The following is a 24,373-nucleotide window of genomic DNA, read 5'->3' on the forward strand; positions in this document are numbered from 1 at the left end:
AAGGCACCTTAACCCGTCATCCGTCACCCTGAGGTGGCCGCTTCTTCAGCGGCCCTCGAAGGGTCGACGGCCACCAGCGGGGCCGTGCACCCTTCGAGGCTCGCAAGAGCTCGCACCTCAGGATGACGGGTCAGGAAGCGTACGCCTCGGCTTATGGCGCAGCAGTACTGGAGCGTGATCACGGCCAGGGCAGCACGGGCGGCGGCGCCGAGCGATCGATCGACCCGCGCTGCTTGTTGTCCGGCCCTGCTTCGGACTGTCCCCACTTGGCCATGAACGGCATCTTCAGCAGCCCGGGCAGCGACTGCTTCTCGGCATCGTCGAAACCGTCGAGGCCGTAGCGCAGCTCCGCGAACCGCGGGCCGCGGTTGTAGGTGCCGCCGATCCGGTCCCAGATCGAGAGCAAATTGGAATAATTGCTGTCGGTCTCCGGCTGGTGACGCGAATGATGCATCTTGTGCATGTTCGGCGTCACGAAGACGAGCCGCAGCCAGCGGTCGAGCCGCTCCGGCAGGCGGATGTTGGCGTGCTCGAACTGGGCGTTGAGCCCCGACAGCGTCAGATAGCTGACCAGCACCCAGGCCGGCGTACCGAACACGATCACGCCGGAGATGTGCCAGCCGATCCGCCACAGCGTCTCGCCGGGATGCTCGCGGAAGGCGGTGGTGACGTCGACGAAGCGATCGGCATGGTGCATGCGGTGGAAGCGCCACATCCAGCCGAGCTTGTGCATCGAGACGTGAGCGAAATAGGCGAACAGGTCGAGCCCGATGAGACCGAGCAGCAGCTGGTTCAGCGGTGACAGGCCGAGCCAGTGCGATAGGCCGAATTTCGCATCGAGCGTCCATTGCACGGCCAATGGCGACAGCGGGCTGAGCAGCAGGTTGACGCTGAGGAAGATCACGGTGATGGCAGCGTTGCGGCCGATGTTGCGCATCCGGTCACCGCGCGCGTAGCCGAACAGCGGAAACGCAGCCTCGAACAGCAGCACGATCGCGAACGACGCGAGCAGGAACGCGATGCGCGCGCCGATCGACGGCAGCTCGACATGGGCGATCTCGCCCGCGCCCGGATGCCACAGCAGCTTTGCAAAACCGATCATGCCGATTGACCCTTTCTTTACAAAACGAATATTCGTTCTTTATAATCGCGGGCGATGATCGTCAAGCTCGGCCACCGCGTGGCGGCGAACACAAGGACCGACCATGCCGAAGGTGAAGCCCGAAACACTTGCGATCCGCCGCGAGGAGATATTGCAGGCCGCGGAGATCTGCTTTGCGCGCCAGGGATTTCACCAGACCACGATCCAGGACGTGATCAAGCAGTCCGGGCTCAGCGCCGGCTGCATCTACGGGCATTTTGCCGGCAAGGAGGAACTGATCCAGGCGATCGGCGAAAGCCGCCATGGCCGCGACAGCGCGCTGCTCGCGGTGAAGGACCAATCGGACGACGTGTTGCAGAGCCTGCGGGCGATCGCCCGCGGCTTTCTCGGCGATTTGCAGAAGGAGGAAGGCCTGCGCGCCCGCCGCGTCGCCTTGCAGCTCTGGGCGGAGGCGCTGCGCGACGACGTGGTGCGCGACCAGGTGACGAGCGGCATCCGCCAGCCGATCGCCATGATCGTGGACCTGCTGCGGCGCGGCCAGAAGAGCGGCGCGATCGACCGCAATGTGCAGCCGCGCGGCGCGGCACGGGCGATGGTCGCGATGTTCCAGGGCATCGTGCTGCAACGGTTGTGGGGCGAGACCGTCTCGACCGCGGAGGCCATGCACGCCTTCGACATCTTCCTCGCCGGCCTTGCCGCCAAGCGCTGACGGGGACGCGGCGATGATCCACGACCTCCTGCTCGGCATCGTCACCGGCTTTGCCGGCGGCCTGACCGCAGGCCTGCTCGGCGTCAGCCCCGGCGGCGGACTGGTGGTGTTCTCGGTGTTGCTGCTCGGCGCCGGCCAGCACGTCGCGCAGGGCATCTCGCTGGTCGCACAGGTGCCGCCGACCAGCCTCACCGGCATCAGGCGCTATCGGCAGAGCGGCAACCGCACGCCGCTGCTCTGGATCGTTCTGCTGACTGTCGGCTTCGTCGCCGGCGGCGCGGCCGGTGCGCTCGCCGCCAACCATGTCGCCGAGCCCGCGCTGCGCTGGACTTACGTGGCTTATCTCGTCGCGCTCGACGCGATGCTGATCCTGCGCGGCGGAAACGACCAGAAGGAGCCCGACGGCGCCGGGCGCGACATATCCTCGCCGGCGTTGCTCATCGTCGGGCTGCTGGCGGGCCTGTCGTCGGGCTTTCTCGGCATCGGCGGCGGACTGGCGACCGTGGTCGGACTGAGCGCCGTGCTCGCCGTGCCGCAGCACCAAGCGCAAATGGCGAGCCTCGTGATGTCGCTGATCCCGACCACGATCCCGTCGGCCTGGATTTATTGGAACGAGGGCGCGCTCGCATCCTGGCCGGTGCTGGCAGGCGTGACCGCAGGCCTGCTCGCCGGCACCGATCTCGGCGCCCGCGCCGCCAACCGCATCGATCGCGCGCGGCTGCGCAGCGCCATGATCTTCTTCGTGTCGTTGATGGCGGTCTATCTGACCTTCAAGGCGTTGTGGTAGACAGACGCGACACGTCCTCCCCGCGGAGCCCGCGATGCGCAAGCCGGCAAGATCGCCCAGCAAGGCGACACGACGACCGACGGCAAGATCGGCGGATGCGCTGTTCGACGCCTACCCTGCCCCCGTCAAGACCAGGCTGCTGGCGCTGCGGCGGCTGATCTTCGAGACCGCGAAGGCGACCAAGGGCGTCGGCGCGCTGCAAGAGACGCTGAAATGGGGGCAGCCGAGCTATCTGACGCCGGAGACCGGCAGCGGCAGCACGATCCGGATCGATCAGGTGAAACCTGCGACCGACCAGGTCGCGGTCTACTTCCACTGCCAGACCAATCTGGTCGAGACCTTCCGCGAGCTCTATCCCGAGCTGAGCTACAGCGGCAACCGCGCCATCCTGCTCGATGTCGCCGGCAAGCTGCCGGAGGCCGAGCTGCGCCACTGCGTCGGGTTGGCGCTGACCTATCATTTGCGGCGCAAGGCCGGCGCGGCCAGCTAGTCCACCGTCATTGCGAGCGAAGCGAAGCAATCCATGCTTCCGCGTATGCGGGACGATGGATTGCTTCGTCGCTTCGCTCCTCGCAATGACGGTGATTGCGCCGTGATTCCTACGCCACCAGCGCCGTCGCCACCCGCTGCGCCTTCAAGAGACTGATGACCTCGCCATTCGGCCGCGCGCGGCTGAACAGAAAGCCCTGGCCCTCGTGGCAACCTTCGGCGCGCAGGCAGCTCAGCTCCGCCTCGGTCTCGACGCCCTCGGCGGTGATGGTGACGCCGAGCCCGACGCCGAGGCTGACGATCGAGCGCACGATCGCCTGCGCGTCCGGGTTGGCGCCGAGGTCGCGCACGAAGGACTGGTCGATCTTGATCTTGTCGAACGGGAAGCTGCGCAGATAGCTGAGGCTCGAATAGCCGGTGCCGAAATCGTCCATCGACATCCGCACCCCGAGCGCGCGCAGCGCATGCAGCGTCGCCAGCACCTGGCTGCTCTTCTCGAGCAGTAGCGTCTCGGTGATCTCGAGCTCGAGCCGCCGCGCCGGCAGGCCGGATTGCCGCAGCGCGTCGGTGACCAGCGCCAGCAGATTGCCGGTGCGGAATTGCAGCGGCGACAGATTGACCGCGACGCGCACGTCATCGGGCCATTGCGCCGCGTCCATGCAGGCGCGATGCAGCATCAGCGAACCCAGTGGATTGATCAGGCCGGTCTCCTCGGCCACCGGGATGAATTCGCCCGGCGAGATCATGCCGCGCTCCGGATGCGGCCAGCGCACCAGCGCCTCGAAGCCGGTGATGCGCCCGCTCGCAAGATCGACCAGCGGCTGGTAATAGGGTTGCAGGCCTTCGTTCTGGATCGCATCGCGCAGATCGATCTCGATCTTGCGGCGGCTCTGCGCCCGCGCATCCATCTCCGCCTCGAAGAACGAGAAGGTGCCGCGGAATTCGCTCTTCGCGCGCGACAGGGCCATGTCGGCACTCTTCAGCAGCTTTTCGGAATCCTCGCCGTCGCCGGGCGACATCGCAATCCCGATGCTGGCACCGACCACCACCGAATGCCCATCGAGCAGATAGGGCTCGCCGATCGCATCGAGAATCCGCCGCGCCAGCAGCACGGCGTCCTCGGGACGCATCACGCCGCCCTGCACGATGGTGAACTCATCGGAGTTGAGGCGGGCCAGCGCGTCTTCCTCGCGCAGCGTCGAGCGCAGCCGCTTGGCGACGGCGCGCAGCAGCTTGTCGCCGATGCCGTGGCCGAGCGTGTCGTTGACCGCCTTGAAATTGTCGAGGCCGAGCATCAGCACCGCGACCTTGTCGGTCGAGCGGCGGGTGTGCTGCAGCATGTCCTCCATCTGCTGGCGCAGCAGATTGCGGTTCGGCAGGCCGGTCAGGCTGTCGTGCTGGGCCATGAAGGCGAGCCGCGCCTCGGCGCGCTTGCGCTCGGTGATGTCCATCAGCGCCAGCAGCATCGCCGGCTGATCGCCATGCATCAGCTGGCGCGAATAGATCGCCAGATCGATCAGCGTGCCGTCGGCACGCACGTGCTTCCAAGTCCGCGCGGCCTGCTCGTCGCTGCTGCGGCCGGCGGCCCAGGGCAGCTCGGCATCGAACGCCTGCAGGCTCCTGATCGTCATCTTCTCGAATTCGGCACGCACATAACCATAATGCGCGATCGCGGCGTCGTTGACCGCAAGGATCCGCTCGCCATCGAGCGCGCACAGGATCATCGGCACCGGATTGCCGTCGAACAGCAGGCGGAACGAGGCCTCGCGCTGCTTCAGCTCGGTGATGTCGACGCGCAGCCCGACGATGCCGCCATCCGAGGTCAAGCGCTCCTCGATCAGCACCACGCGGCCATCGGCCAGCACCTGCTCGTGCCGCTCGCCCGGCTGGTACATCTTCCTGAGCCGTTCGGCGATCCACTCTTCCTCGCGCCCGATGGCCTCGGGATAGTCGCCGCGCGCGACGCCGACGCGGATGGTATCCTCGAGACGCGCACCGTGCTCGAACAGGTCGGAGCTGCGCTTGTAGATTTCCGCGTATTTCTTGTTCCAGAGCAGATAGCGGCCTTCGGAGTCCAGGAACACGATGCCTTGCGGCAGGATGTCGACCGCCTCGCGCAGCCGCGCATTGGACTTGCGCGCGTCGGCGATCGCGGCCTCGGCCTGCGCGCGCTGGCGCACCAGCTCACCGATCTCGGCAGCGGCGCGGCGCGAACTGCCCGACACTCTCAGCATCGGCTTGGGCCGGCGGCCCGGCGGGCCTGACAATCTGGCCTGTTTTGGTTTCTTGATCTTCTTCGGCCGCATCATCGGCATCGCACGCCCCACGCGCATTCCAGTTCGGCGGCATTTCTGCGATAAGTCTCTGAAAAATTGGTATCTCTTGGCCATCCCTTGGCGGTCTCTTGGCGAAGAGCCGCGCTGGATGAGAATCGCCGGTCATGCCTGCTTTGCAGGCGAATCCGCGTATCGCGCGCCTTGCCACGGCCGTGCAGGCGGCAAGCTGCGCCGATTTGCTGCGTGGAAGCGCCGGAGCGTGGTGAAGGAAGCGTAAACCGGCGCGGGACTGCACAACGAATGCGCGGACGCGCATCAATGTTTGCCAGCGTGGGACAGGGTTATCGCGAGGTAAAGGCGCGACGAGCTAGTTGGTGATCTCGATGCTGGGACGATTTATCGATGTGAACGGCGACGTCGGCGCGCGCCGGAGAGAGTGCCAGTGTCGACGCAGCAATCGCGGCGGCAATCCGCCCTGTGGGCGATCAAGCAATTGGGATGAGCGCGCGGTTCGTCGCGCGCGAATCCATGTTAGCCTTGCCCGGACAGAGTGATCCGAATGACACCCCGCCTGCGTCTGATCCCGCTCCTGATCCTAGCCCTCGCCGCCTGCACCGTCTCCGCGCGGGCGCAGGACAAGGGCTCGCTCAATCCGCAGCCATTGCCGCCGCTCGCTAACCCCAACGATCCAAAGATCGGGGCGAAGCAGCTGTTCGCGCGCAAGGTGCTGCCGGCGGCGATGCCGACGCAATCGATCGGCGGTTACACCAAGGGCTGTCTCGCCGGCGCGGCGCAGATGCCGCTCAACGGCGATACCTGGCAGGTGATGCGCCTGTCGCGCAACCGCTACTGGGGTCACCCCGACATGATCGCGCTGTTGAAGCGGCTTGCGGCCAACGCGCACAGGGACGCCGGCTGGCCCGGCATCCTGGTCGGCGATATCGGCCAGCCGCGCGGCGGCCCGGCCCTGTCCGGTCATGCCAGTCACCAGATCGGGCTCGACGCCGACATCTGGCTGACGCCGATGCCGGATCGCAAACTGTCGCGCGAGGACCGCGAGGAGATGTCGGCGGTGATGATGGTGCGAGATGACCGTCTCGATGTCGATCCGCGTGTCTTCACACCGGGTCATGTGCTGGTTCTCCGCGACGCCGCGCGGGAGCCGGCGGTGCAGCGCATCTTCGTCAACCCGGCGATCAAGAAGGCACTGTGCCGCGAGGCCAAGGGCGACCGCAGCTGGCTGTCGAAGATCCGGCCGTGGTGGGGCCACGACTACCACTTCCACATCCGCATGCGCTGTCCGCCCGGCAGCCCGGCCTGCGAGGCACAGAAACCGCAAGCGGAAGGCGAAGGCTGCAAGCCGTCCGATCTCGCGTTCTGGTTCAAGGATTCGGTGCTGCATCCGAAGCCGCCGCCGAAGCCGCCGAAACCGCGCCCGCCGATGACGCTGGCGCAGATGCCGGCGGCCTGCAAGACGGTGCTCAATGCACCAGACGCCAAACCATAACATCCAAGGCAATAACATCTTCGTCAGGCGGCTATGCCGGCCGGCGCGAACTGCGCTATGATCTGACGTCGGCGCGCCGTAAGCGCGCGCGAGCGATCGATCGGGGCCACTGATCACTATCATCCGCCACAATTGCATTGGACCAGACATGCGCACATCGCTCCTCGCCGCATCGCTGCTGCTCGTCTCAGTTCCCGCTTTCGCCGCGGAGGAGCCGAGCGGCTGCGACAAGTTCAAATGGTCGATCGACCGCGCCCGCACAGCGCTTACCGCGCCCGATCGTGCCAGGCTTGCCTCGGGCAGCGAGCAGACCGCATTGCCGTCGACCGCCATCACGCTGGCGCTGGTTGCGCCCGCCGATGCCAAATTGCCGTCGCCGCCGGAGCGCGCGCCGAAGGACGGCACCTTCGCCGGGTTCACCAGCTTCAAGGCTGCGCCGAAGGCCGGGCTCTATACCGTCAGCCTCTCGGCCGGCGCCTGGGTCGACCTGGTGCAGGACGGCCATTTCCTGAAGCCGAAGGCGTTCAGCGGCGCGACCGATTGCGACGGCATCCGCAAGACCATGAAGTACGACCTCGCCGCCAGCCCCTTCGTGCTGCAGGTCAGCGGTGCAAAGGAGAATTCGCTGTCGATCGCGATCCAGCCGGCGGATCAATAGCAGGATCGGTTAGACAAACAGTCGCCTTTACCGTAAGCCCCGGCCTGCTATGTTTGCAGTGCGATATCCCCGAGGACCGTAAGTCCGTCGGGGACCAGCGGAACAGCGCTTCCGTCCGTCGCAGGCCAGACCCCACTCAACGCCTGATTTGCGCGTGCATGTTCGCGCGCGAATTTGCTCGGAGCGCTTTCCATGTCACGACTTTCAGTTTCAAGGCTTGCAATTTCAAGGCTCGCCGGACTTCTCACTGCCTTCATCATCCTGCTCGGCGCGATCCAGTCGCCCGCGAAGGCCGAGGACAAGACGCTCACCGTGTTCGCCGCGGCCTCGATGAAGAACGCGCTCGACGACATCGATGCAGCCTACACCGCCAAGACCGGCGTCAAGATCAGCGCCAGCTATGCCGCGAGCTCGGCACTGGCAAAACAGATCGAGCAGGGCGCGCCGGCTGACGTCTTCGTGTCCGCCGACACCGATTGGATGGACTATGCGATCAAGCAGAAGACCATCAACGAGCCGACCCGGGTCAACCTGCTCGGCAACTCGATCGTGCTGATCGCGCCGAAGGATTCCATGATCGGCAGTGTCAACATCGGCCCGGGGTTCGATCTCGCCAAGCTCGCCGGCGACGGCAAGATCGCAACCGGCGACGTCAAGGCGGTGCCGGTCGGCAAATACGCCAAGGCGGCGCTCGAGAAGCTCGGTGCCTGGCAGGCGGCGGAGCCGAAATTCGCGATGGCCGAGAGCGTGCGCGCGGCATTGACACTGGTGGCGCGCGGCGAGGCCGTGCTCGGCATCGTCTATTCGACCGACGCCAAGGTCGAGCCCGGAGTCAAGATCGTCGGCACCTTCCCGGCCGACACCCATCCCGCCATCATCTATCCGGTCGCGGCGACCACGACAGCCAAGCCTGAGACATCAGAGTATCTCGCCTTCCTGCGCTCGTCCGCGGCGAAGACGATCCTCGAGAAGTACGGCTTCAAGTTCCTGGTCAGCCCGACGACCTGATGTTCGAGATCTCGCCGACCGAATGGACGGCGATCCTGCTGTCGCTGCGGGTCGCGGTCATTGCAACGCTGGTGGCGACCCCGTTCGGGATCGCGCTCGCCTGGCTGCTGGCGCGGCGCGATTTCTGGGGCAAGTCGCTGCTCGATGCCGCCGTGCATCTGCCGCTGGTGCTGCCGCCGGTCGTCACCGGCTATCTGCTGCTTTTGACCTTCGGCAAGCGCGGGCTGGTCGGCGGCTGGCTCGCCGATCATCTCGGCATCGTGTTCGCATTCCGCTGGACCGGTGCGGCGCTCGCCTGCGGCGTGATGTCGTTTCCGCTGCTGGTACGGCCGATCCGGCTCTCGATCGAAGCGGTCGACCGCCGCCTCGAGCAGGCGGCCGAGACGCTCGGCGCCGCCCCCTGGCGGGTGTTCGCGACGGTGACGCTGCCGCTGGCGCTGCCGGGCGTGCTGGCCGGCATGGTGCTCGGCTTTGCCAAGGCGATCGGCGAGTTCGGTGCCACCATCACCTTCGTCTCCAACATCCCCGGCGAGACCCAGACCATCTCGTCGGCGATCTATTCGCTGATCCAGACGCCGGACGGCGACACGGCCGCGGCGCGGCTCGTGATCATCTCGATCGTGCTCGCGGTCGGCGCACTGATCGCCGCGGAAGTGTTCGCACGCCGCGCCACCGCACGGCTGCATGGGCAATAGCGATGCTGCGCGTCGACATCAAAAAGCAGCTCGGCGAGTTCTCGCTCGCGGCATCGTTCACCAGCGAGGGCCGCGTCACCGGCCTGTTCGGCGCGTCCGGCTCCGGCAAGACCTCGCTGATCAACACCATCGCAGGGCTGGTGCGCCCCGATCGCGGCACCATCGTGATCGATGGCGAGACCGTCGACGATACCGCCGCCAGCATCCACGTCCCGACCTGGCGCCGCCGGATCGGCTACGTGTTCCAGGACGCGCGGCTGTTTCCGCATCTCGATATCCGCCAGAACCTCGAATACGGCCGCCGCATGAACGGCCTCATCGAGGATCGCGCGCAGCACAAGCGCGTCGTCGATCTGCTCGACATCGGCGCCCTGCTCGACCGCCGTCCCGGCAAGCTCTCCGGCGGCGAGCGGCAGCGCGTCGCGCTCGGCCGGGCGCTGCTGTCCAAACCGCGGCTGTTGCTGCTGGACGAGCCGCTGGGCGCGCTCGACGAAAGCCGCAAGCTCGAGATCCTGCCCTATCTGGTCCGGCTGCGCGACGAGGCCGGCGTGCCCATGGTCTATGTCAGCCACGACGCCGCCGAGTTGCGCCAGCTCGCCACCCAGATCGTGATGCTGCGCCGGGGTCAGGTGACCGCATTCGGCGGTGTCAAGGTGTTGACGTCGGGCGCCTAGGCCCACTCCGCTCGAAAAGGCTCAGCTGGCCGTTTTTCCGAAAGTCGGCATAAGATAGCCCATCTTGCCTGCTAGGCCCACGTCGGGACCTCCCGATCGGGCGTGGGGAAAGGTGCATCGTGCGACTGACTGGCTGGGTATTGCTGCTGATCGGCGGACTGTTGTGCGCCACGATTTCGTGGGCTGCGCTCGGCTTCCTGCTGATGGGCGTTGGCCTGATCTCGCTCCAGGTCGCCGAGCGGCGCCGGCGCGAGGCCGACGACCCGGTGCCGGCCGGCGCCGGCGGATTTACCCCGCCCCGCCTCAGCGCCGGGCTGCAGCCGCCGACCTTCGACCCCGTCACCGGCCAGGACACCGGACCCCAGCGCCAACCGCGCCGGGTGGCCTGGCCCGACAATAAGGGGGACGCGCCCTACGACCGGCAGACCTGGCGCCGGCTGGTCGAGAGCGACCCCGATCTGGCCCAGCTCGCCAGGGTGCTCGCCGATTACGGCCCGCAATATGTCGATGAGCTGGCCGCCAGCTATCTCGCCGCCCCCGACAAGAGCCGCCTCGGAGCGATCGTCGACGGCATCATCGCGCGCGCTCGCGACGGCCAGACGGCTCCTCCGCCCGCGCCGGTCGAAGCACCGCGGCCGGAGCGGCCCGAGCCAAAGCCGGCGGCCGCCCCCGCCGCCAGGCCGGCGACTCCGCCGGGCAATCCCGCCGATGCGCTGGAAGCGTCCCTGCTCGGTGCGGTCGAGGAGGCTTCCGCCAGGGTTGCCGCCGAACGCGCCGGTCTCTTCAAGTCGGCCAGGGAATCGAACAAGGAGCCCGGCAAGGCCACCGACAGCCGTCCGGCGACGGCGAGCCAGCGCGAACCGCTGTTCGGGCGCGCAGCCCGGGACGTGAAGCCGGACGCGCCATCGCCGCCGGTGTCCGCCGTGCCACTGCCGATACCGGCTGCACCGCCGCCAATGCCGCCTGAAACTCCCGCTGACCTCGAAGCATCGCTGATCGCGGCCGTCAGCGAGGCCGCAGCCCGGCGGGCGGACGCATCCAAGCCTCCACCGGTGCCAATGCCGTCGGCGAAGCCCGAGCCCGAGATCCCCTCCCCGCCGAAGCCCGCTACCACGGCGTCACCGCCGCCGGCGCCACCTCCGCCCGCCAACACGGCGCCTGCCAAGATGGAACCTGCCAAGACAGCATCCGACAATCTCGACGAAACGCTGCTCGCGGCGCTGGCCGAGATCTCCGGCCAGAAGAAGTTCAAGGACGAGCCGGCTGCGAAGGACCCCGGCCCGCCCGACGACGGCCTGTCCGACATGATCAAGAAATTCGCCCCGGATTCGAACTTCCTGCGCAAGCAGTGAGGCCGGCTCAGACCCCCGCCACCGACGCCCAGATATCGGCGAGCTTGCGCCGCACGATCTGCATCCGCGTTTGCGGCGCGACCTTCTCCTCTTCCTCGGGCAGGCGCAGGCCGACGACATTGACGCGGCCGCCGCTGATGCTGCGCGCCACCAGCACGATCTCATCGAGCGCAAGCTCGGCGCCTTCCTTCGGCGCGCGGTCGAGATTGATGTCGAAATAGTCCGCCAGCGTCAGCTTGGCCTGCTGCTCGTCGACCTTGACGCCGTAGATCTCGGCGAGCTCGCCCAGCGTATGCTCCGCCGACACCATGAAGTCACCGAGCAGATGCGGATCGGGCGCGCTCGACGGCGCCATATCGACGAAGAAGCGATCGAGCGCCTCGGCGCGCTCCGGCGGCGCCAGCAGGTAGATATAGTCGCCGGGCGCGACCGGATCGGCTTCGACAGGCGTCAGTATCCGCTCGTCGCGGATCACCAGGGTCGGCTTCGACCAGGACGGGATCAGGCCGCGGCGGAAATACAGGCTCTTCGGCCGTACCGGATAGCCGACCAGCTGTTGCTCGAGCTGGCCGGGCAGATCGAGCTCGACGCGGCGCGGGCCGCGCTCGGTGCGCGGCAGCGCGACATGCAGCTTCCGCGCCGCCGGCGCCAGCGTCCAGCCCTGCAACAGCAGCGAGATGATGACGACGACGAAGGCGACGTCGAAATAGAGATAGGCCTTCGACAGGCCGACCAGCATCGGGATCGAGGCGAGGAAGATCGCGACCGCGCCGCGCAAGCCGGTCCAGGCGATGAAGACCTTCTCCCGCCAGTTGAACTTGAACGGCGCGAGGCAAATCAGCACCGCCAGCGGCCGCGCCACCAGCATCAGCGCGAACGCGACCAGCACCGCGCCGCCGGCGCTGGAGAGCAGCCGATGCGGCGAGACCAAGAGGCCGAGCAGCACGAACATCACGATCTGCGCCAGCCAGGTCGCGGCGTCGAGGAACGTCACCACCGAATTATGGGCGCGGGTCGGCCGGTTGCCGATGATGATACCGGCGAGATAGACCGCGAGGAACCCCGAGGCATGCACGATCTGCGAGCCGCCAAAGATCACCAGCGCGGCTGTGGTGACGAACGGCGCATGCAGCCCCTGCGGCAGCGCCACGTAATTCAGCGCAATCACCACCAGCCGGCCGCCGATCACCCCGATGATGGCGCCCAGCACCGCCTCCTGGATGAACTCCAGTGCGATATGCGAGGCCGAGCTCTGGCCGATCGAGATGAACTCGACCAGCATCAAGGTGAGGAAGATCGCGAACGGATCGTTGGTGCCGGACTCCGCCTCCAGCGTGGCGCCGACGCGCGGGCGCAGGCGCAGGCCCTGGGTATGCACCAGCAGGAACACCGCCGCGGCATCGGTCGAGGCCACGACGGCGCCGACCAGGAGCGACTCGGTCCAGTTGAGGTCGAGCACATAGCGGGCGACTGGCGCCGTGATCAGCGCGGTCAACAGCACGCCGGTGGTCGCCAGCATCATCGAGGGCGCCAGCACGGTGCGGATGCTGGCAAACCGCGTCTTCAGTCCGCCGTCGAACAGGATCAGCGCCAGCGCCACCGAGCCGACCAGATAGGTGGTGCGGACGTCGTCGAACTGGAGGTGGCCGGGCCCGGCGTCGCCCGCCAGCATGCCGACCAGCAAGAACACCAGTAGCAGGGGGGCGCCGAACCGCAACGCCAGCAGGCTCGAGAGGATGCCAGCCATCACCAGCACGGCGCCGAGCAGGATCGCTATACTGACAGAGTCGAGGGATGCCATGCGCCTTTGGAGGTCTCAAGGACTTGGGAGGTCTCAAATACTTGCAATTGCATCCTTATCGTCGCCACACTGGGACGCCAACCGATTTCTGCCATGAGCGGCAATGTGCCCGATCCCGTGAGCTCCCGGTGTTTGCGATTCAGTCGGTGTCATTCCGGGGCTCGTGAAGCGAGAACCTCAGGTGCGCAATTGCGCACCGGGGAATCTCGATCCACGACCTCTAGATTCCGGGTTCGCGACTCCGTCGCGCCCCGGAATGACGGATGGACCGTGAGAGAGACACAACACTAGGTCGCCCCGACACTGTGGTGTATCGATGGTCGCGTGCGCGCCGATGTGGGATTCTGCGCGCAGCCTCGAATCACATTTGCCTGACCCGCGCCTCAAGTTGAGACTTTGCCGATGGACATGAGCTGGAAGGACGTCCTGGAATCGATTCAATTGGCGGCGCGCTCGGTCGGCGCCGAGGTCGCCTCGCCCTGGTTCTATCTGCAATTCGGCATCATCCTCGCCGCCGCGGGCCTCGCCTACGCCGCCGATACCGCGATCCATGCACGGGTCAACATGGCGTCGCTGGCGATGCGCTGGCCGCTGCCGCTCCGGCATTTCGTCCGCGTGGTGGTGGCGAGCGCCTCCACCGCTGTGTTCGCGGTACTGATGGTGATCTCGCGCATCGTGATGTGGCACGCCACCTGGCCGAGCCGCAGCTACCTGATCGCGGTCTCCGCCAAGCTGGCGCTGGCCTGGCTGGTGATCCGGCTCGTCACCTCGGTGATCGACAACGCCTTCATCGTGAAGACGGTGTCGATCTCGGCCTGGGTGGTGGCGGCGCTCAGCATCATCGGCCAGCTCGATTGGGCGGCCGACATGCTGGACTCCTACGCGGTGGTGGTCGGTGGCCTCCGCCTGACCCCGCTATTGCTGCTCAAGGCCGGCGCGCTCCTGATCGTGGCGCTGTGGCTGACCAACCTCGCCGGCAATTTCGCCGAGAGCCGGATCAACCGCGCCACCGACCTGACACCGTCGATCCAGGTGCTGCTGGTCAAGATCATCCGCATCGGGCTGATGGTGCTGGCGATCGTGATCGCGCTCGGCGCGGTCGGCATCAACCTGTCCGCGCTTGCGGTGTTCACCGGTGCGGCCGGCGTCGGCATCGGCCTCGGCTTGCAGAAGATCGTCGCCAACTTCGTCAGCGGGCTGATCCTCCTGGTCGACAAATCGGTGAAGCCCGGCGACCTGGTCACGATCGGGGACAATTCGGGCCGCATCAGCGCGATGAAGACCCGCTACATCTCGGTGGCTGCCGGCGACGGCCGCGAGTTCCTGATCCCGAACGAGGATCTGGTGACGCAGAAGGTCACCAACTGGACCTACACCGACAAGAACACGCTGGTGAAGATCGCCTTCGCCACCAATTACGATGCCAATCCGCGGCAGGTCTGCAAGCTCGGGATCGCGACCGCCGCAGCCCATCCGCGCGCCACCAAGGGCCGGACGCCGAACTGCATCCTGACCGAGTTCGCCGAGGCCGGAATGAAGTTCTCTTTGACCTTCTGGATCGCCGACCCCGACGGCATGGACAATGTGAAGAGCGACGTCATGCTGGCGCTATGGGATGCCTTCAAGCAGGACGGCATCAAGGTCCCCTATCCGGTGCGGGAACTCCGCATCCGCGGCGGGGCGCTGCCGGTCGAAAGCGTGGTCGAGGTCACCAGCTAGCGTTTGCACGATCTTTCGGACGGCCGGCCGACGCCTTTTTTCGGAATTCGCCGGGAAATCAGGCCGGTTTGGACATTGTCCCCATGCCCAGGCTTGGCTTGCGCCGGGCGCGCCGATCATTAAATTAGAGCCTGAAATCAGCCCCTTGCCCGCAGAAACATCCCGCCCATGAGCTATATCGACGCCACCGACACCTCGCTTCGCAAGACCGGCCAGATCAAGCTGCACGGGCCGAGCGGCTTTGCCGGCATGCGCAAGGCCGGCGCCCTGGTGTCGAAGTGCCTCGATGCGCTCACCGACATCGTCAAGCCGGGCATCCCGACCTCCGTCATCGACGAGTTCGTCCGCAAGTTCGCCTTCGACCACGGCGCCTATCCGGCGACGCTGATGTATCGCGGCTATCGCTACTCGACCTGCACCTCGATCAATCACGTGGTCTGCCACGGCATGCCGGGCGACCGCCCGCTGAAGGAAGGCGACATCGTCAATGTCGATGTCACCTTCATCGTCGACGGCTGGTACGGCGACTCGAGCCGGATGTATGCGATCGGCGCCATCGCGCGGAAGGCCGAGCGGCTGATCGAGGTGACCTATGAGGCGATGATGCGCGGCATCGCCGCGGTGAAGCCCGGCGCCACCACCGGCGATATCGGCCACGCCATCCAGAGCTTCGTCGAGCCGCAGGGCATGAGTGTGGTGCGCGACTTCTGCGGCCACGGCCTCGGCCGCCTGTTCCACGACGAGCCAAACATCATCCATATCGGCCGCCCCGGCGAAGGCGCGCCGCTCAAGCCCGGCATGTTCTTCACCATCGAGCCGATGATCAATCTCGGCAAGCCGCATGTGAAGATCCTGTCCGACGGCTGGACCGCGGTGACCCGCGACCGCTCGCTGTCGGCGCAGTTCGAGCACTCGGTCGGCGTCACCGCCGACGGCGTCGAGATCTTCACGCTGTCCGAGCGCCATGGCGAGAAGCCGTGGGTGCAGGTTTGATCCGGTTCAGGTGTAACGGGTCGTCGCCTTAGGCGGCAGCGACCCGCAAGTCCTATTTGCTCTCCGTTGCAAGATAAGCGAGCGCACAGAGCGGCAGCACGCCGCCGATTGCGGCCGCAAGCCACCATCCACCCGAGGCATAAGCCCAGCCTCCGATGCCCGAGCCGAGCGCACCGGCGAGGAAGAACGTCGCCATATAAAGCCCGTTGAGGCGGCTGCGCGTCTCCGCGCCGAGCACGAACAGCGCGCGGAAGCCGAGCACGACATTGGCCTGCACGCCAAAATCGATCGCGATCGCCGCGGCGACAAACAGCGCCAGCGACAGGGTCGAACCCGGTTCAACGATCATGGTGAGCGCGAAGCCGATACTCGCCAGCAGCAGCGCCGCTGCCGTGGCCGGACGCGTCCAGCCGCGATCCGCGACGCGCCCCGCAAGCGGCGCCGAGACGACACCGGCCGCGCCGACCAGCGCAAACAGCGCGATGCCCGACTGGGTGAATCGGAAAGCAGGCCCGGCAAGAACCAGCGGCACGGTGGTCCAGAACAGGCTGAACGCCCCAAACAGGCTGGCCTGGTAGAGCGCGCGGCGCTTCAGAACCGGCGTATTGCGGGCGAGGTGCACCATGGAGCGCAGCAGTGCACCGTAGCTCAGGCGCGCTTGCGGCACCCGCGTCGGCAGCGTCAATCGCAGCAGGATCGTAAGCGACACCATCAAGGCGGCCGAGAGCCAGTAGACCATGTGCCAGGACGAGATCGACGCGATGAAGCTTGACGCCGGACGCGCCAGCATCACCCCGATCATCAGACCGCTGGTGACATTGCCGACAACCTGGCCCCGGATGCGCGCGGGCGCCAGATGGCCGGCATAGGGAATCAGGATCTGCACGGCGACCGACGAGAAGCCGACCGACAGCGCAGCGGCGAGGAACGGCAGCGGATGCCTCGACAGCGCAGCCGCAGCCAGCGCGACCGCCGCGAGCGCGATCACGGTGGAGACCAGCCGGCGATTCTCGATCAGGTCGCCGAGCGGAACGATCAACAAAAGACCCGCGCCGTAGCCGAGCTGAGTCATGGTCACGAGCAGGCCGGCATGTTCCGGCGACAGGCCGAGGTCCGCTGCGATCGGCCCGGCAAGGGGCTGGGCGTAGTAGATGTTGGCGACAACCAACCCGCAGGACAGCGCCAGCAGGAATGTCAGCCAGGTGGACACCGAATCCGGCTCCGGGCCGGCCTCGGAGGTGATCGTCGTCATGGGGACTCCATTTCGGGAACGTTTATTTCCTAAATAGCCACGAAGCGCGACGGATCGTCATGCCAGCAGCTTCATCGCGATATCGACGGCGGCAGCGGTATCCGCCGGCGCGCGCCCTGATTTGCCGACTACGCGCAGGCCCTGCGTGAGGCAGACCATCAGCCGCGCCGTATCCTCCGGATCGACCCGGCTCGAGATCGATCTGTCCGCCTGCCCCTGCCGGATCAGATCGGCCAGGAACGCCTCGTTGCGCGCCAGCGTGGCGCCGACCCGCGCGGCGACCTCGCGGTCGGCGATGGCGAGCTCGACCGCGCTGCCGACGATCATGCAGCCGCGCCGGCCTTCGATCCCCTTTGCCGAATCGACATAGAAGCCGAGCAGCGCGCGCAGCCGCTCGCGCGCCGGCGCCTGCGTCCGGACAATCGAGGCAACCTGATCGTTGCGCAGCCGCATGTAGCGGTCGAGCGCCGCCAAGAAGACCGCACGCTTGTCCTTGAACGCCTTGTAGATGCTGCCGGACGCCAGCCCCATCGCGCCGGTCAGGTCCTCGATCGAGGTAGCGTTGTAGCCCTGTTCGCGAAACACCCTGATGGCCTTGTCGAGCGCCTGGTCCACGTCGAATTCACGCGGCCGCCCGCGTGGGCGGGCCATCTGCTGCAAGCGCTGGACCATGGCCGTCATTGCCTCTTTTAGGAAGGGATTGTTCCCTAAATCAATTCACGTCTTTGTGCGGTGCGCAAAAATCAATAGTCGCTCCGCGTGCGCGCGACGATCGCCTCCGGCGTGTGGTTCTCGCCGACCGACATCGCGCAGATCCGCGACAGATGCAGATAGGACAGCCCGGTCTCCTCCGCCCAGGCATTGAACTGCGCCTGCACCTTGGCGAGATCGCGCTTCGACTTGACCTCCTCGGCGATATCGAGGCCGGCATCGCGCAGGCAGGCGACGACGTCGCGCGAGGTGACGAAACCGTCCCAGCCGAGGAAGCGCAGCAGCATCTGCCCGGTGTTGCCGCCGAGCCGGCTGCCGCGCTTCGCCAGCAGGTCGAGCAATCCGACCTCATCCGACGATGGCCAGGCGCTCAGGAATTGGCCGAAACTGCCGTGCTCGCGCGCGATCTCCTGCACGAAGCGGCCATTGTCGCGCACCGACATGATCTTGGCACCGTTGCGCACGATTCTGGCGTCGCTGGTCAGCTTCTCCCAGAATTCATCCGATTTGAAGGCGAGCTTGCCGGGCGCAAAGCCCAGGAACGCCTCCTCGAAGCCCTCCCATTTGGCGTCGATCACACTCCAGGCAAAGCCTGCGCAGAACACGCGTTTGGTCATCTCGGCCAGCACGCGGTCGTCGCCGAGCTTGGCCAGCGCCTTGGCACCGGCCGGCGGCCGCAGCAGCTTCTCCAATGCCTTCGGCCCGCCCTTGCGCTTCTCGGCGCGTGCGCGGATCACCTTGAACGATGTCACGCCGCCCTCCCCCTTAGTTTTGCCGCGTTTTCTTTACGCGAACCGGTATCCACTTCGCTCGAAAACGCTCTTTTCGATCCCGAACATTGCGGCCGACGGTAATTCGCCCATCGCATTGTGGCAAACCGGGAAATTGCGTCGCCCCTTGCAAATCGCGGCAGGCACGGCATGGTTGTGCCCGATGCCCGCCAAGCCCGACGCCAGCCAGGACGAAGCCGACGAGACGCCGCATTACCACGGCCATCGCGAACGGCTGCGCGAGCGATTCTATGCGGCGGGTCCGGACGCGCTGACCGACTATGAGCTGCTGGAGATGGCGCTGTTCGCCGCTATCCCCCGCCGCGACACCAAGCCGTTAGCGAAAGCGCTGTTGAAGAAGTTCGGCTCGTTCGCCGAGGTGGTGCATGCGCCGGTGGCGCGGCTGCGCGAAGTCGACGGCATCAAGGATGCCTCGATCAACCAGATCAAGCTGCTGGCCGCGGCCGCGGGGCGCATCGCCAAGGGCGAGATCAGGCGCAACATCGCGCTGTCGTCGTGGAACGACGTCATCGCCTATTGCCGCACCGGCATGGCGTTCGCCGACAAGGAGCAGTTCCGCCTGCTGTTCCTCGACAAGCGCAACCAGCTGATCGCCGATGAGGTGCAGCAGACCGGCACCGTCGATCACACCCCGGTCTATCCGCGCGAGGTGATCAAGCGCGCGCTGGAATTGTCCGCGACCGCACTGATCCTGGTGCACAACCACCCGTCCGGCGACCCGACGCCGTCACAGGCCGACATCCAGATGACCAAAGCGATCGTCGACATCGCAAAACCGCTCGGGATTTCCGTGCACGATCACATCATCGTCGGCAAGAACGGGCATACGAGTCTGAAGGGGATGCGGCTGATGTGATCTCGCTGCGGTGAAACACACTGCCTGCACCGAGCCCCTCTCACGGAGACGATGATGTCGAACGGTCCGAGCGCGGTTCTGTCTTCAGACGAGATCGCCGCGATTGCGCGTGATGCCGTCGCAGCGGGACCGGACAGCAAGCAGGCCGCATGGCAGAAAATCCAGCCGCTGCGAAAGGCCCAGCGCCACCAGCCTGAGGCTGCGAGGGCGCTGATATGGATCGTCGACGAACGAGGCCTCGCAAGGGAACAAGCGGCGGACCTGCTTTCGGAGATCGCGGATGCCCATGATGACAACATCGGTCTCCTCTCGACGCTTGGGCAATGCCTCGAAGCCGCCCGCGACATCGACGATCTGAACGCGCCGCCGCCGGAACACCCGATATTTCAGACGATGATCGAAAAGCTCGGCCGCTTGGCCCAGCTCCATGTGGCGCGGCCTGAGCAGGAGCAGATCCTGCGCGGCCTCGCCACGGCGGCGCGAATGACGGCGCGCCAGAACGACGCGATTACCGAGGACAGTCTTCGAAAGCTGGTCGAACTCGATCCGCAGAAGAGCGCGAACCACTACAATCTGGGCCTTTTCTACAAGACGCGCGGCAGATTCGCGGAAGGCGCGGCGGCAAACCGGACTGCGGCGAGCCTGTCGCAAGAGGTTGTCGACAGCACCGAATGGAATCTTGGAATCTGCGCCACCGGTGCCGGGGATGCCGGGACCGCCTTGGACGTCTGGAAGCGGATGGGCAACAAAATCGAGCCTGGACGGTTCGGATTGCCGGAAGGCGGATATTCGGCCTGCAAGGTGAGGCTCGCCGAACGGCCGCTTGCCGAGCGGACCGCAAACTCCGACGATCCAGGCGCAGAGGAAACGGTATGGATCGAACGGCTCAGTCCGTGCCATGGCATCATCCGCAGCGTGTTGTACGGCAATCTCGGCGTCGATTATGGCGATGTCATCCTCACGGACGGCGCCCCGATCACGCATCACACCTATGGCGAGCAGCAGATTCCGGTCTTCCCCCATCTGGCAACGCTGCTGCGCCGGAACTACCAGTTCTTCGATTTCGCGGGCACCCAGGATACGGCGCGGCAATTGGCCGGCATCAGCGAGGAATTGGACGGGGACGCCGTCGTCTATTCGCATTCCGAGAGCTTCAAGATCATGTGCGCCAATTGCTGGCGCAAGCCCGACATCGATCACGCCGATCACGCGACGATGGAGAAGCACGTCGTCACCGGCCGCATTGCCGCACCGCCCAATATCGCGCCTGTGCGGCTGCTGGATCTGATCGACAAGGCAATCGAAGCACGCGGAAACTGCCAGCTCTATGCGCCCGATCTTTGCGCGGCCGCGGGACAATCGGCGCGCGAGCGGATCGACAGGCGCCGGTTTGCGATGCTGACGAACAATTAGCGCGCCGTCGTCCCTGCCCGGTGCGCAATTGCGCACGGGAGCAGCGATCCATCGTTCGTCGTCCTGGCGAAAGCCAGGACTCACAACCACCGCATCGGATTGCAAACGGGATCGCGGCCCGAGCGTCGCGCAGCGATGAGCTTTCGGGGTGACGAGTCCTGGCCTTCGCCAAGACGGGTGAACGTGCCAGATGCGATTGTGACCGATCAAATGTGTCTGCGCAGAAACGTGATTGCAGAAAGCATCGGCGGCGCGTTCGTTGTCATGAATGGACCGATTGGATAAAATGATCGTTGCACCGGCGCAGATCGTCGCGAGGCTGCCCACTGCATGATTGTGCGAGCCAAGCTGAAGGACTGAGGCCGCCATGAGCGAGATAGCGCCACCGATTGCTGAGCGCCGGCACGTCACTGTCCTTTTCGCCGACATGGTTGGCTTTACCTCCATCTCCGAACGATTGGGAGAAGAAGGGACCTTTACCCTCATCCATCCGATCTATGAGCTGATGGCCAATGTGGTGAAGGAGCAGGGAGGTTCGGTCAAGGATTTCACCGGCGACGGCATCATGGCCTTGTTCGGTGCACCGGATGGCATTGAAGATGCGCCGTTGCGGGCTTGCCAGGCCGCGTTGCTGATCCATCAGCGGCTTGCAGCCGCAGCTCCTGCAATCGAAGCCCGGCACGGCGTGCGGCCACAGATGCGCATTGGCATCAACACGGGGCCCGCAGTCGTGACACGGATACGCGGTGATGATGCCTCGATGACCGCGTTGGGTGATACGGTCAATACGGCGGCGCGCCTGCAAACGCTCGCCGGGTCGGGCAAGACCCTGTTGAGTGAAAGCACGTACCGGCTCGTGCACGGGCTGGTTGACGCCAATTTCGACGGCGAGCACGACATCAAAGGGAAATCGGCGCCTCAGAAGACCTTTAAGCTCGACGCGGTTCGAAAGGGAGCCGCGCGGTTCGACGCAGCGCTGAGCCGCGGTCTGACCGAGTTCGTGGGGCGCGAGCGCGAAATGGAGACGCTGGATCAGCAGCTTCGCCTGGCGCAAAACGGGCTTCGCATTGTCGATGTTGCGGCCGAACCCGGGATGGGCAAATCGCGACTGCTGCACGAATTCCAGCAGCGCATCAGCGCCGAGAGGATTTCGGTTCTGCGAGGACATTGTTCTCCGGACGGCAAACTGACCCCGTTCCTGCCATTCGTGGAGGTGGTACGAAGCTCCTTCCAGGTCAGCATCGGCGAGGATCAGAGCGAGCTGACGCGAAAGCTGGAGACCGGGCTCGGTGTCCTGGGATTGCATTCGGTCGAAAACATCGGCCTGCTTCTCAACCTGCTGGGCCTGACGCCACCGGAAGCGTCCCTGGCCGGTCTCGACGGCCTGCTGATCGGCCTGCGTACCCGCGACTTGCTGCAGCAACTGCTCGAAGCCAGTTGCCGCGTCTCCATGGTGGTGATGCTGATCGAGGATTTGCATTGGATCGATGGAGGATCGGAAGAACTGCTCGGCAAAATCATCGACCACGGGGCGGCGCTGCCGCTCCTGATCGTACATACGCGGCGGCTGGAGTCCGCTCCAGCCTGGCTCGACGCGAAGACGACGAAGACGCTCAATCTCGATCCCCTGCCTGTCGGCGAAATCCATCGCCTAGTGCGAGCACGGCTTGGCGTCAGCGATTTGACGGACGCACTGGCGCGACAATTGGCGACAAAGGCGGAAGGCAATCCGCTGTTCGCCGAGGAGATCGTGACGTTTCTGATCGAGCGCGGGGTAATCCGATTGAACGCCGGTCGCGTCGAGTTCGATGCCGAGGCAGTCGCGGCGACGTTACCGGCCAGCGTTCAAGGTCTCCTGACCGCGCGCGTCGATCGGCTCGCGACGGCCGATCGGGCACTTCTCCAGGCCGCGGCCGTCATTGGCCGCGCCTTCGAGGCGGATCTTCTGGCGGCAGTCGCGGACGTCCAGGGCGAGATCGGCGCACGACTGCTGGCGATGCGATCGCTCGATCTCATCCACGGCGAACAGAATTCCAGCATCTATGTCTTCAAGCACGCGTTGGGGCGCGATGCGCTATACCAGAGCCTGCTGACCGAACCGCGCAAGGCCCTGCATTTGCGCATCGGCCAGGAGATCGAGCGCCGCCAGGGAAATCGGCTGGCCGAGGTCGCTGAAATTCTCGCTCACCACTACAGTCAGACAGACCGCGCCGAGAAGGCATTCGTCTATTTCGCGCTGGCCGGGGCCAAGAGCCTCGGCGTCTATTCGCTTGAGGAAGCCAACAAATATCTTGCGGCGGCTGTCGCATTGCTCGAAAGCAACCCGGCATGCGCGGTGAGCGAGCAGATCGCATCGCTGCTGGTCGATCACCTCTATTGCCTGAACCTGCTCAACCAGCAGAGGTCGTTGATCGAAACCGTCGAGCGCTTCAGCGCCGATCTGGCGCGGCTTGGCGACAATCAGCACTGCGTCCTCATCCAGCACTATCACGTGGTCGCTCTTTTGCTGAGCGGACGCTATCGGGAGGCTGCGCAACGGCAAATCGATTTGACGGCGATGGCCGACAGGCTGGGGGATGCCAGATCGCGCGCCTATGCGATCTCGAGCGACATCCACGTTTCCACGATTGTCGCGCCGCGCCCCCGCGAGGCATTCGAGACGCTCGGCCGGGATGCGATCCGCCTCTCGTCGAGCACGGGCGACCCATATCCGCAGGCCTTCACGCGATATGCCTTGGGATGGGAAGAAATCCATCGCGGACGAATCTCGGAGGCGCGCCAAGCGGCCCAGGAGTTGCTGGCCGTCGGCCGGAAAATGAACGATCCCAGATCGATCGGATTGGGATTGCAAGTTGAGGCGTGGATTGCCCTGATCGGCGACGACTACGCTGCTGCGCTTGACTATGCTGAAATGGGCATCAGCATGGCCCGCGCGCCGTTCGACACCATCAGTTCGACCAATGCAAAAATATCGGCGCTCGTCCTGCTCAGGCGGCCCGAGGCGTTTGCAATGCTCCGCGCGTGGATCGACGAATGTGAGACCAACGGCTGGTATTGGGCGTTGTCCGGAGCCGAGGGGATCATGGCGATCGCCATGGCCTTGCGCGGTGAGATCGCCGCCGCACTGCGCTGGATGAAGCGCTCCATCTCGAAGCGCGAGAGCGAAGGCTATTACGCGGCGGCCGATTGGTACCGGATGTTCCTGTGCGAGATCTACCTTGAGATCATCGCGGGGAAGGAGCGGCCACCGATCGGGGTCCTCTGGCGAAACGCGGCCAGTCTCGTCTCGGTCATGTTCGGCGCCCGAAGACAGATCGTGATGCTGGTGAACCAGGTCAAACAGAACTCCCGGTTCGACGCCAATGCGCACCATTTTGGCCGCTGCGAAATGATTCTCGGGCTTTTGTACCAGGCAAAGAAGAAGCCGGGCCTGGCGCTCCAGCACTTGGTTGAAGCTCAGCGCATAGCGGGACAGTACGGTGCGACCCCCATGTTGGCACGGATCGAATCCGCGATGTCCGAACTCCGCACCTAGCGGTGTCTGCGTGCCACGCGCCACAACGTGTCACACGCAGCCAGT

General features: G+C 65.6%; 21 protein-coding genes. 14 read left to right on the top strand and 7 right to left on the bottom strand.

Annotated features, from left to right (window positions below):
* Positions 1-178: 178 nt before the first annotated feature.
* Complete coding sequence (locus ACVINW_RS08190) at positions 179-1,102, bottom strand: sterol desaturase family protein (protein WP_456750821.1); 924 nt, start codon at positions 1,100-1,102, stop codon at positions 179-181.
* Between the two features lie 103 nt (positions 1,103-1,205).
* Here ACVINW_RS08190 and ACVINW_RS08195 point away from each other — a divergent pair, with 103 nt between their 5' ends.
* Genes ACVINW_RS08195 through ACVINW_RS08205 form a run of 3 tightly spaced genes read left to right on the top strand, consistent with a single transcriptional unit; the run spans position 1,206 to position 3,088 of the window.
* Positions 1,206-1,811 (top strand): TetR/AcrR family transcriptional regulator, encoded by a 606-nt coding sequence (locus tag ACVINW_RS08195; RefSeq protein WP_456750822.1) that lies wholly within the window; start codon positions 1,206-1,208, stop codon positions 1,809-1,811.
* A gap of 13 nt (positions 1,812-1,824) precedes the next feature.
* Positions 1,825-2,598, top strand: coding sequence for a sulfite exporter TauE/SafE family protein (locus tag ACVINW_RS08200; RefSeq protein ID WP_456750823.1), 774 nt, complete (start codon positions 1,825-1,827; stop codon positions 2,596-2,598).
* 34 nt (positions 2,599-2,632) lie between these two features.
* Positions 2,633-3,088 carry a DUF1801 domain-containing protein gene (locus tag ACVINW_RS08205; RefSeq protein WP_456750824.1) on the top strand — a complete coding sequence of 152 codons (456 nt, stop codon included), beginning with the start codon at positions 2,633-2,635 and terminating at the stop codon, positions 3,086-3,088.
* A gap of 109 nt (positions 3,089-3,197) precedes the next feature.
* Here the strand turns inward: ACVINW_RS08205 and ACVINW_RS08210 are convergent, their stop codons facing one another.
* Positions 3,198-5,402, bottom strand: coding sequence for a putative bifunctional diguanylate cyclase/phosphodiesterase (locus tag ACVINW_RS08210; protein WP_456756339.1), 2,205 nt, complete (start codon positions 5,400-5,402; stop codon positions 3,198-3,200).
* 520 nt (positions 5,403-5,922) lie between these two features.
* Between ACVINW_RS08210 and mepA the strand changes: the two genes are divergently transcribed.
* The 6 genes from mepA to ACVINW_RS08240 all read left to right on the top strand — a co-directional run bounded on the left by mepA (position 5,923) and on the right by ACVINW_RS08240 (position 11,257).
* Complete coding sequence (gene mepA / locus ACVINW_RS08215; RefSeq protein ID WP_456750825.1) at positions 5,923-6,870, top strand: penicillin-insensitive murein endopeptidase; 948 nt, start codon at positions 5,923-5,925, stop codon at positions 6,868-6,870.
* Between the two features lie 148 nt (positions 6,871-7,018).
* Positions 7,019-7,528, top strand: coding sequence for a hypothetical protein (locus tag ACVINW_RS08220; RefSeq protein ID WP_456750826.1), 510 nt, complete (start codon positions 7,019-7,021; stop codon positions 7,526-7,528).
* A 222-nt stretch (positions 7,529-7,750) separates the two neighbouring features.
* On the top strand, positions 7,751-8,536 hold the full coding sequence (gene modA / locus ACVINW_RS08225; RefSeq protein ID WP_456756340.1) for a molybdate ABC transporter substrate-binding protein: 786 nt from the start codon (positions 7,751-7,753) through the stop codon (positions 8,534-8,536).
* The gene (modB, locus tag ACVINW_RS08230; protein ID WP_456750827.1) at positions 8,536-9,231 is read left to right on the top strand and encodes a molybdate ABC transporter permease subunit; all 696 of its coding nucleotides are present in this window, start codon (positions 8,536-8,538) and stop codon (positions 9,229-9,231) included. Before modA ends, modB begins: the two co-directional genes overlap by 1 nt.
* A gap of 2 nt (positions 9,232-9,233) precedes the next feature.
* The gene (gene modC / locus ACVINW_RS08235; RefSeq protein ID WP_456750828.1) at positions 9,234-9,905 is read left to right on the top strand and encodes a molybdenum ABC transporter ATP-binding protein; all 672 of its coding nucleotides are present in this window, start codon (positions 9,234-9,236) and stop codon (positions 9,903-9,905) included.
* A gap of 119 nt (positions 9,906-10,024) precedes the next feature.
* The gene (locus tag ACVINW_RS08240; RefSeq protein WP_456750829.1) at positions 10,025-11,257 is read left to right on the top strand and encodes a hypothetical protein; all 1,233 of its coding nucleotides are present in this window, start codon (positions 10,025-10,027) and stop codon (positions 11,255-11,257) included.
* Positions 11,258-11,264: 7 nt separating this feature from the next.
* Here ACVINW_RS08240 and ACVINW_RS08245 read toward each other — a convergent pair whose 3' ends face one another.
* Positions 11,265-13,058 carry a potassium/proton antiporter gene (locus ACVINW_RS08245; protein ID WP_456750830.1) on the bottom strand — a complete coding sequence of 598 codons (1,794 nt, stop codon included), beginning with the start codon at positions 13,056-13,058 and terminating at the stop codon, positions 11,265-11,267.
* Positions 13,059-13,460: 402 nt separating this feature from the next.
* Here ACVINW_RS08245 and ACVINW_RS08250 point away from each other — a divergent pair, with 402 nt between their 5' ends.
* Both ACVINW_RS08250 and map read left to right on the top strand, forming a co-directional pair.
* On the top strand, positions 13,461-14,777 hold the full coding sequence (locus tag ACVINW_RS08250; RefSeq protein ID WP_456750831.1) for a mechanosensitive ion channel family protein: 1,317 nt from the start codon (positions 13,461-13,463) through the stop codon (positions 14,775-14,777).
* 168 nt (positions 14,778-14,945) lie between these two features.
* A complete protein-coding gene (gene map / locus ACVINW_RS08255; protein WP_028340441.1) occupies positions 14,946-15,770 on the top strand; it encodes a type I methionyl aminopeptidase in 825 nt (274 codons plus the stop codon).
* A 52-nt stretch (positions 15,771-15,822) separates the two neighbouring features.
* On the opposite strand, the gene ACVINW_RS08260 is transcribed toward map, so the two are convergent.
* The 3 genes from ACVINW_RS08260 to ACVINW_RS08270 all read right to left on the bottom strand — a co-directional run bounded on the left by ACVINW_RS08260 (position 15,823) and on the right by ACVINW_RS08270 (position 18,485).
* Positions 15,823-17,022: an MFS transporter gene (locus ACVINW_RS08260; RefSeq protein ID WP_456750832.1), complete on the bottom strand. Its 1,200-nt coding sequence runs from the start codon at positions 17,020-17,022 to the stop codon at positions 15,823-15,825.
* Between the two features lie 57 nt (positions 17,023-17,079).
* Positions 17,080-17,703 carry a TetR/AcrR family transcriptional regulator gene (locus tag ACVINW_RS08265; RefSeq protein ID WP_456750833.1) on the bottom strand — a complete coding sequence of 208 codons (624 nt, stop codon included), beginning with the start codon at positions 17,701-17,703 and terminating at the stop codon, positions 17,080-17,082.
* Positions 17,704-17,765: 62 nt separating this feature from the next.
* Positions 17,766-18,485, bottom strand: a complete 720-nt coding sequence (locus ACVINW_RS08270; protein WP_456750834.1) for a DNA-3-methyladenine glycosylase I — start codon at positions 18,483-18,485, stop codon at positions 17,766-17,768.
* A 181-nt stretch (positions 18,486-18,666) separates the two neighbouring features.
* On the opposite strand from ACVINW_RS08270, the gene radC reads away from it, so the two are divergent.
* The gene (radC, locus tag ACVINW_RS08275; protein WP_456750835.1) at positions 18,667-19,380 is read left to right on the top strand and encodes a RadC family protein; all 714 of its coding nucleotides are present in this window, start codon (positions 18,667-18,669) and stop codon (positions 19,378-19,380) included.
* Between the two features lie 84 nt (positions 19,381-19,464).
* Here radC and ACVINW_RS08280 read toward each other — a convergent pair whose 3' ends face one another.
* Entirely contained in the window at positions 19,465-19,809 is a 345-nt protein-coding gene (locus ACVINW_RS08280) for a hypothetical protein (protein ID WP_456750836.1), read from the bottom strand.
* Between ACVINW_RS08280 and ACVINW_RS08285 the strand changes: the two genes are divergently transcribed.
* On the top strand, positions 19,795-20,793 hold the full coding sequence (locus ACVINW_RS08285) for a tetratricopeptide repeat protein (RefSeq protein ID WP_456750837.1): 999 nt from the start codon (positions 19,795-19,797) through the stop codon (positions 20,791-20,793). The genes ACVINW_RS08280 and ACVINW_RS08285 overlap by 15 nt on opposite strands.
* Before the next feature lie 367 nt (positions 20,794-21,160).
* On the top strand, positions 21,161-24,328 hold the full coding sequence (locus ACVINW_RS08290; RefSeq protein WP_456750838.1) for an ATP-binding protein: 3,168 nt from the start codon (positions 21,161-21,163) through the stop codon (positions 24,326-24,328).
* The last annotated feature ends 45 nt before the right edge of the window (positions 24,329-24,373 follow it).

This window comes from Bradyrhizobium sp. USDA 4461, from assembly GCF_054055655.1.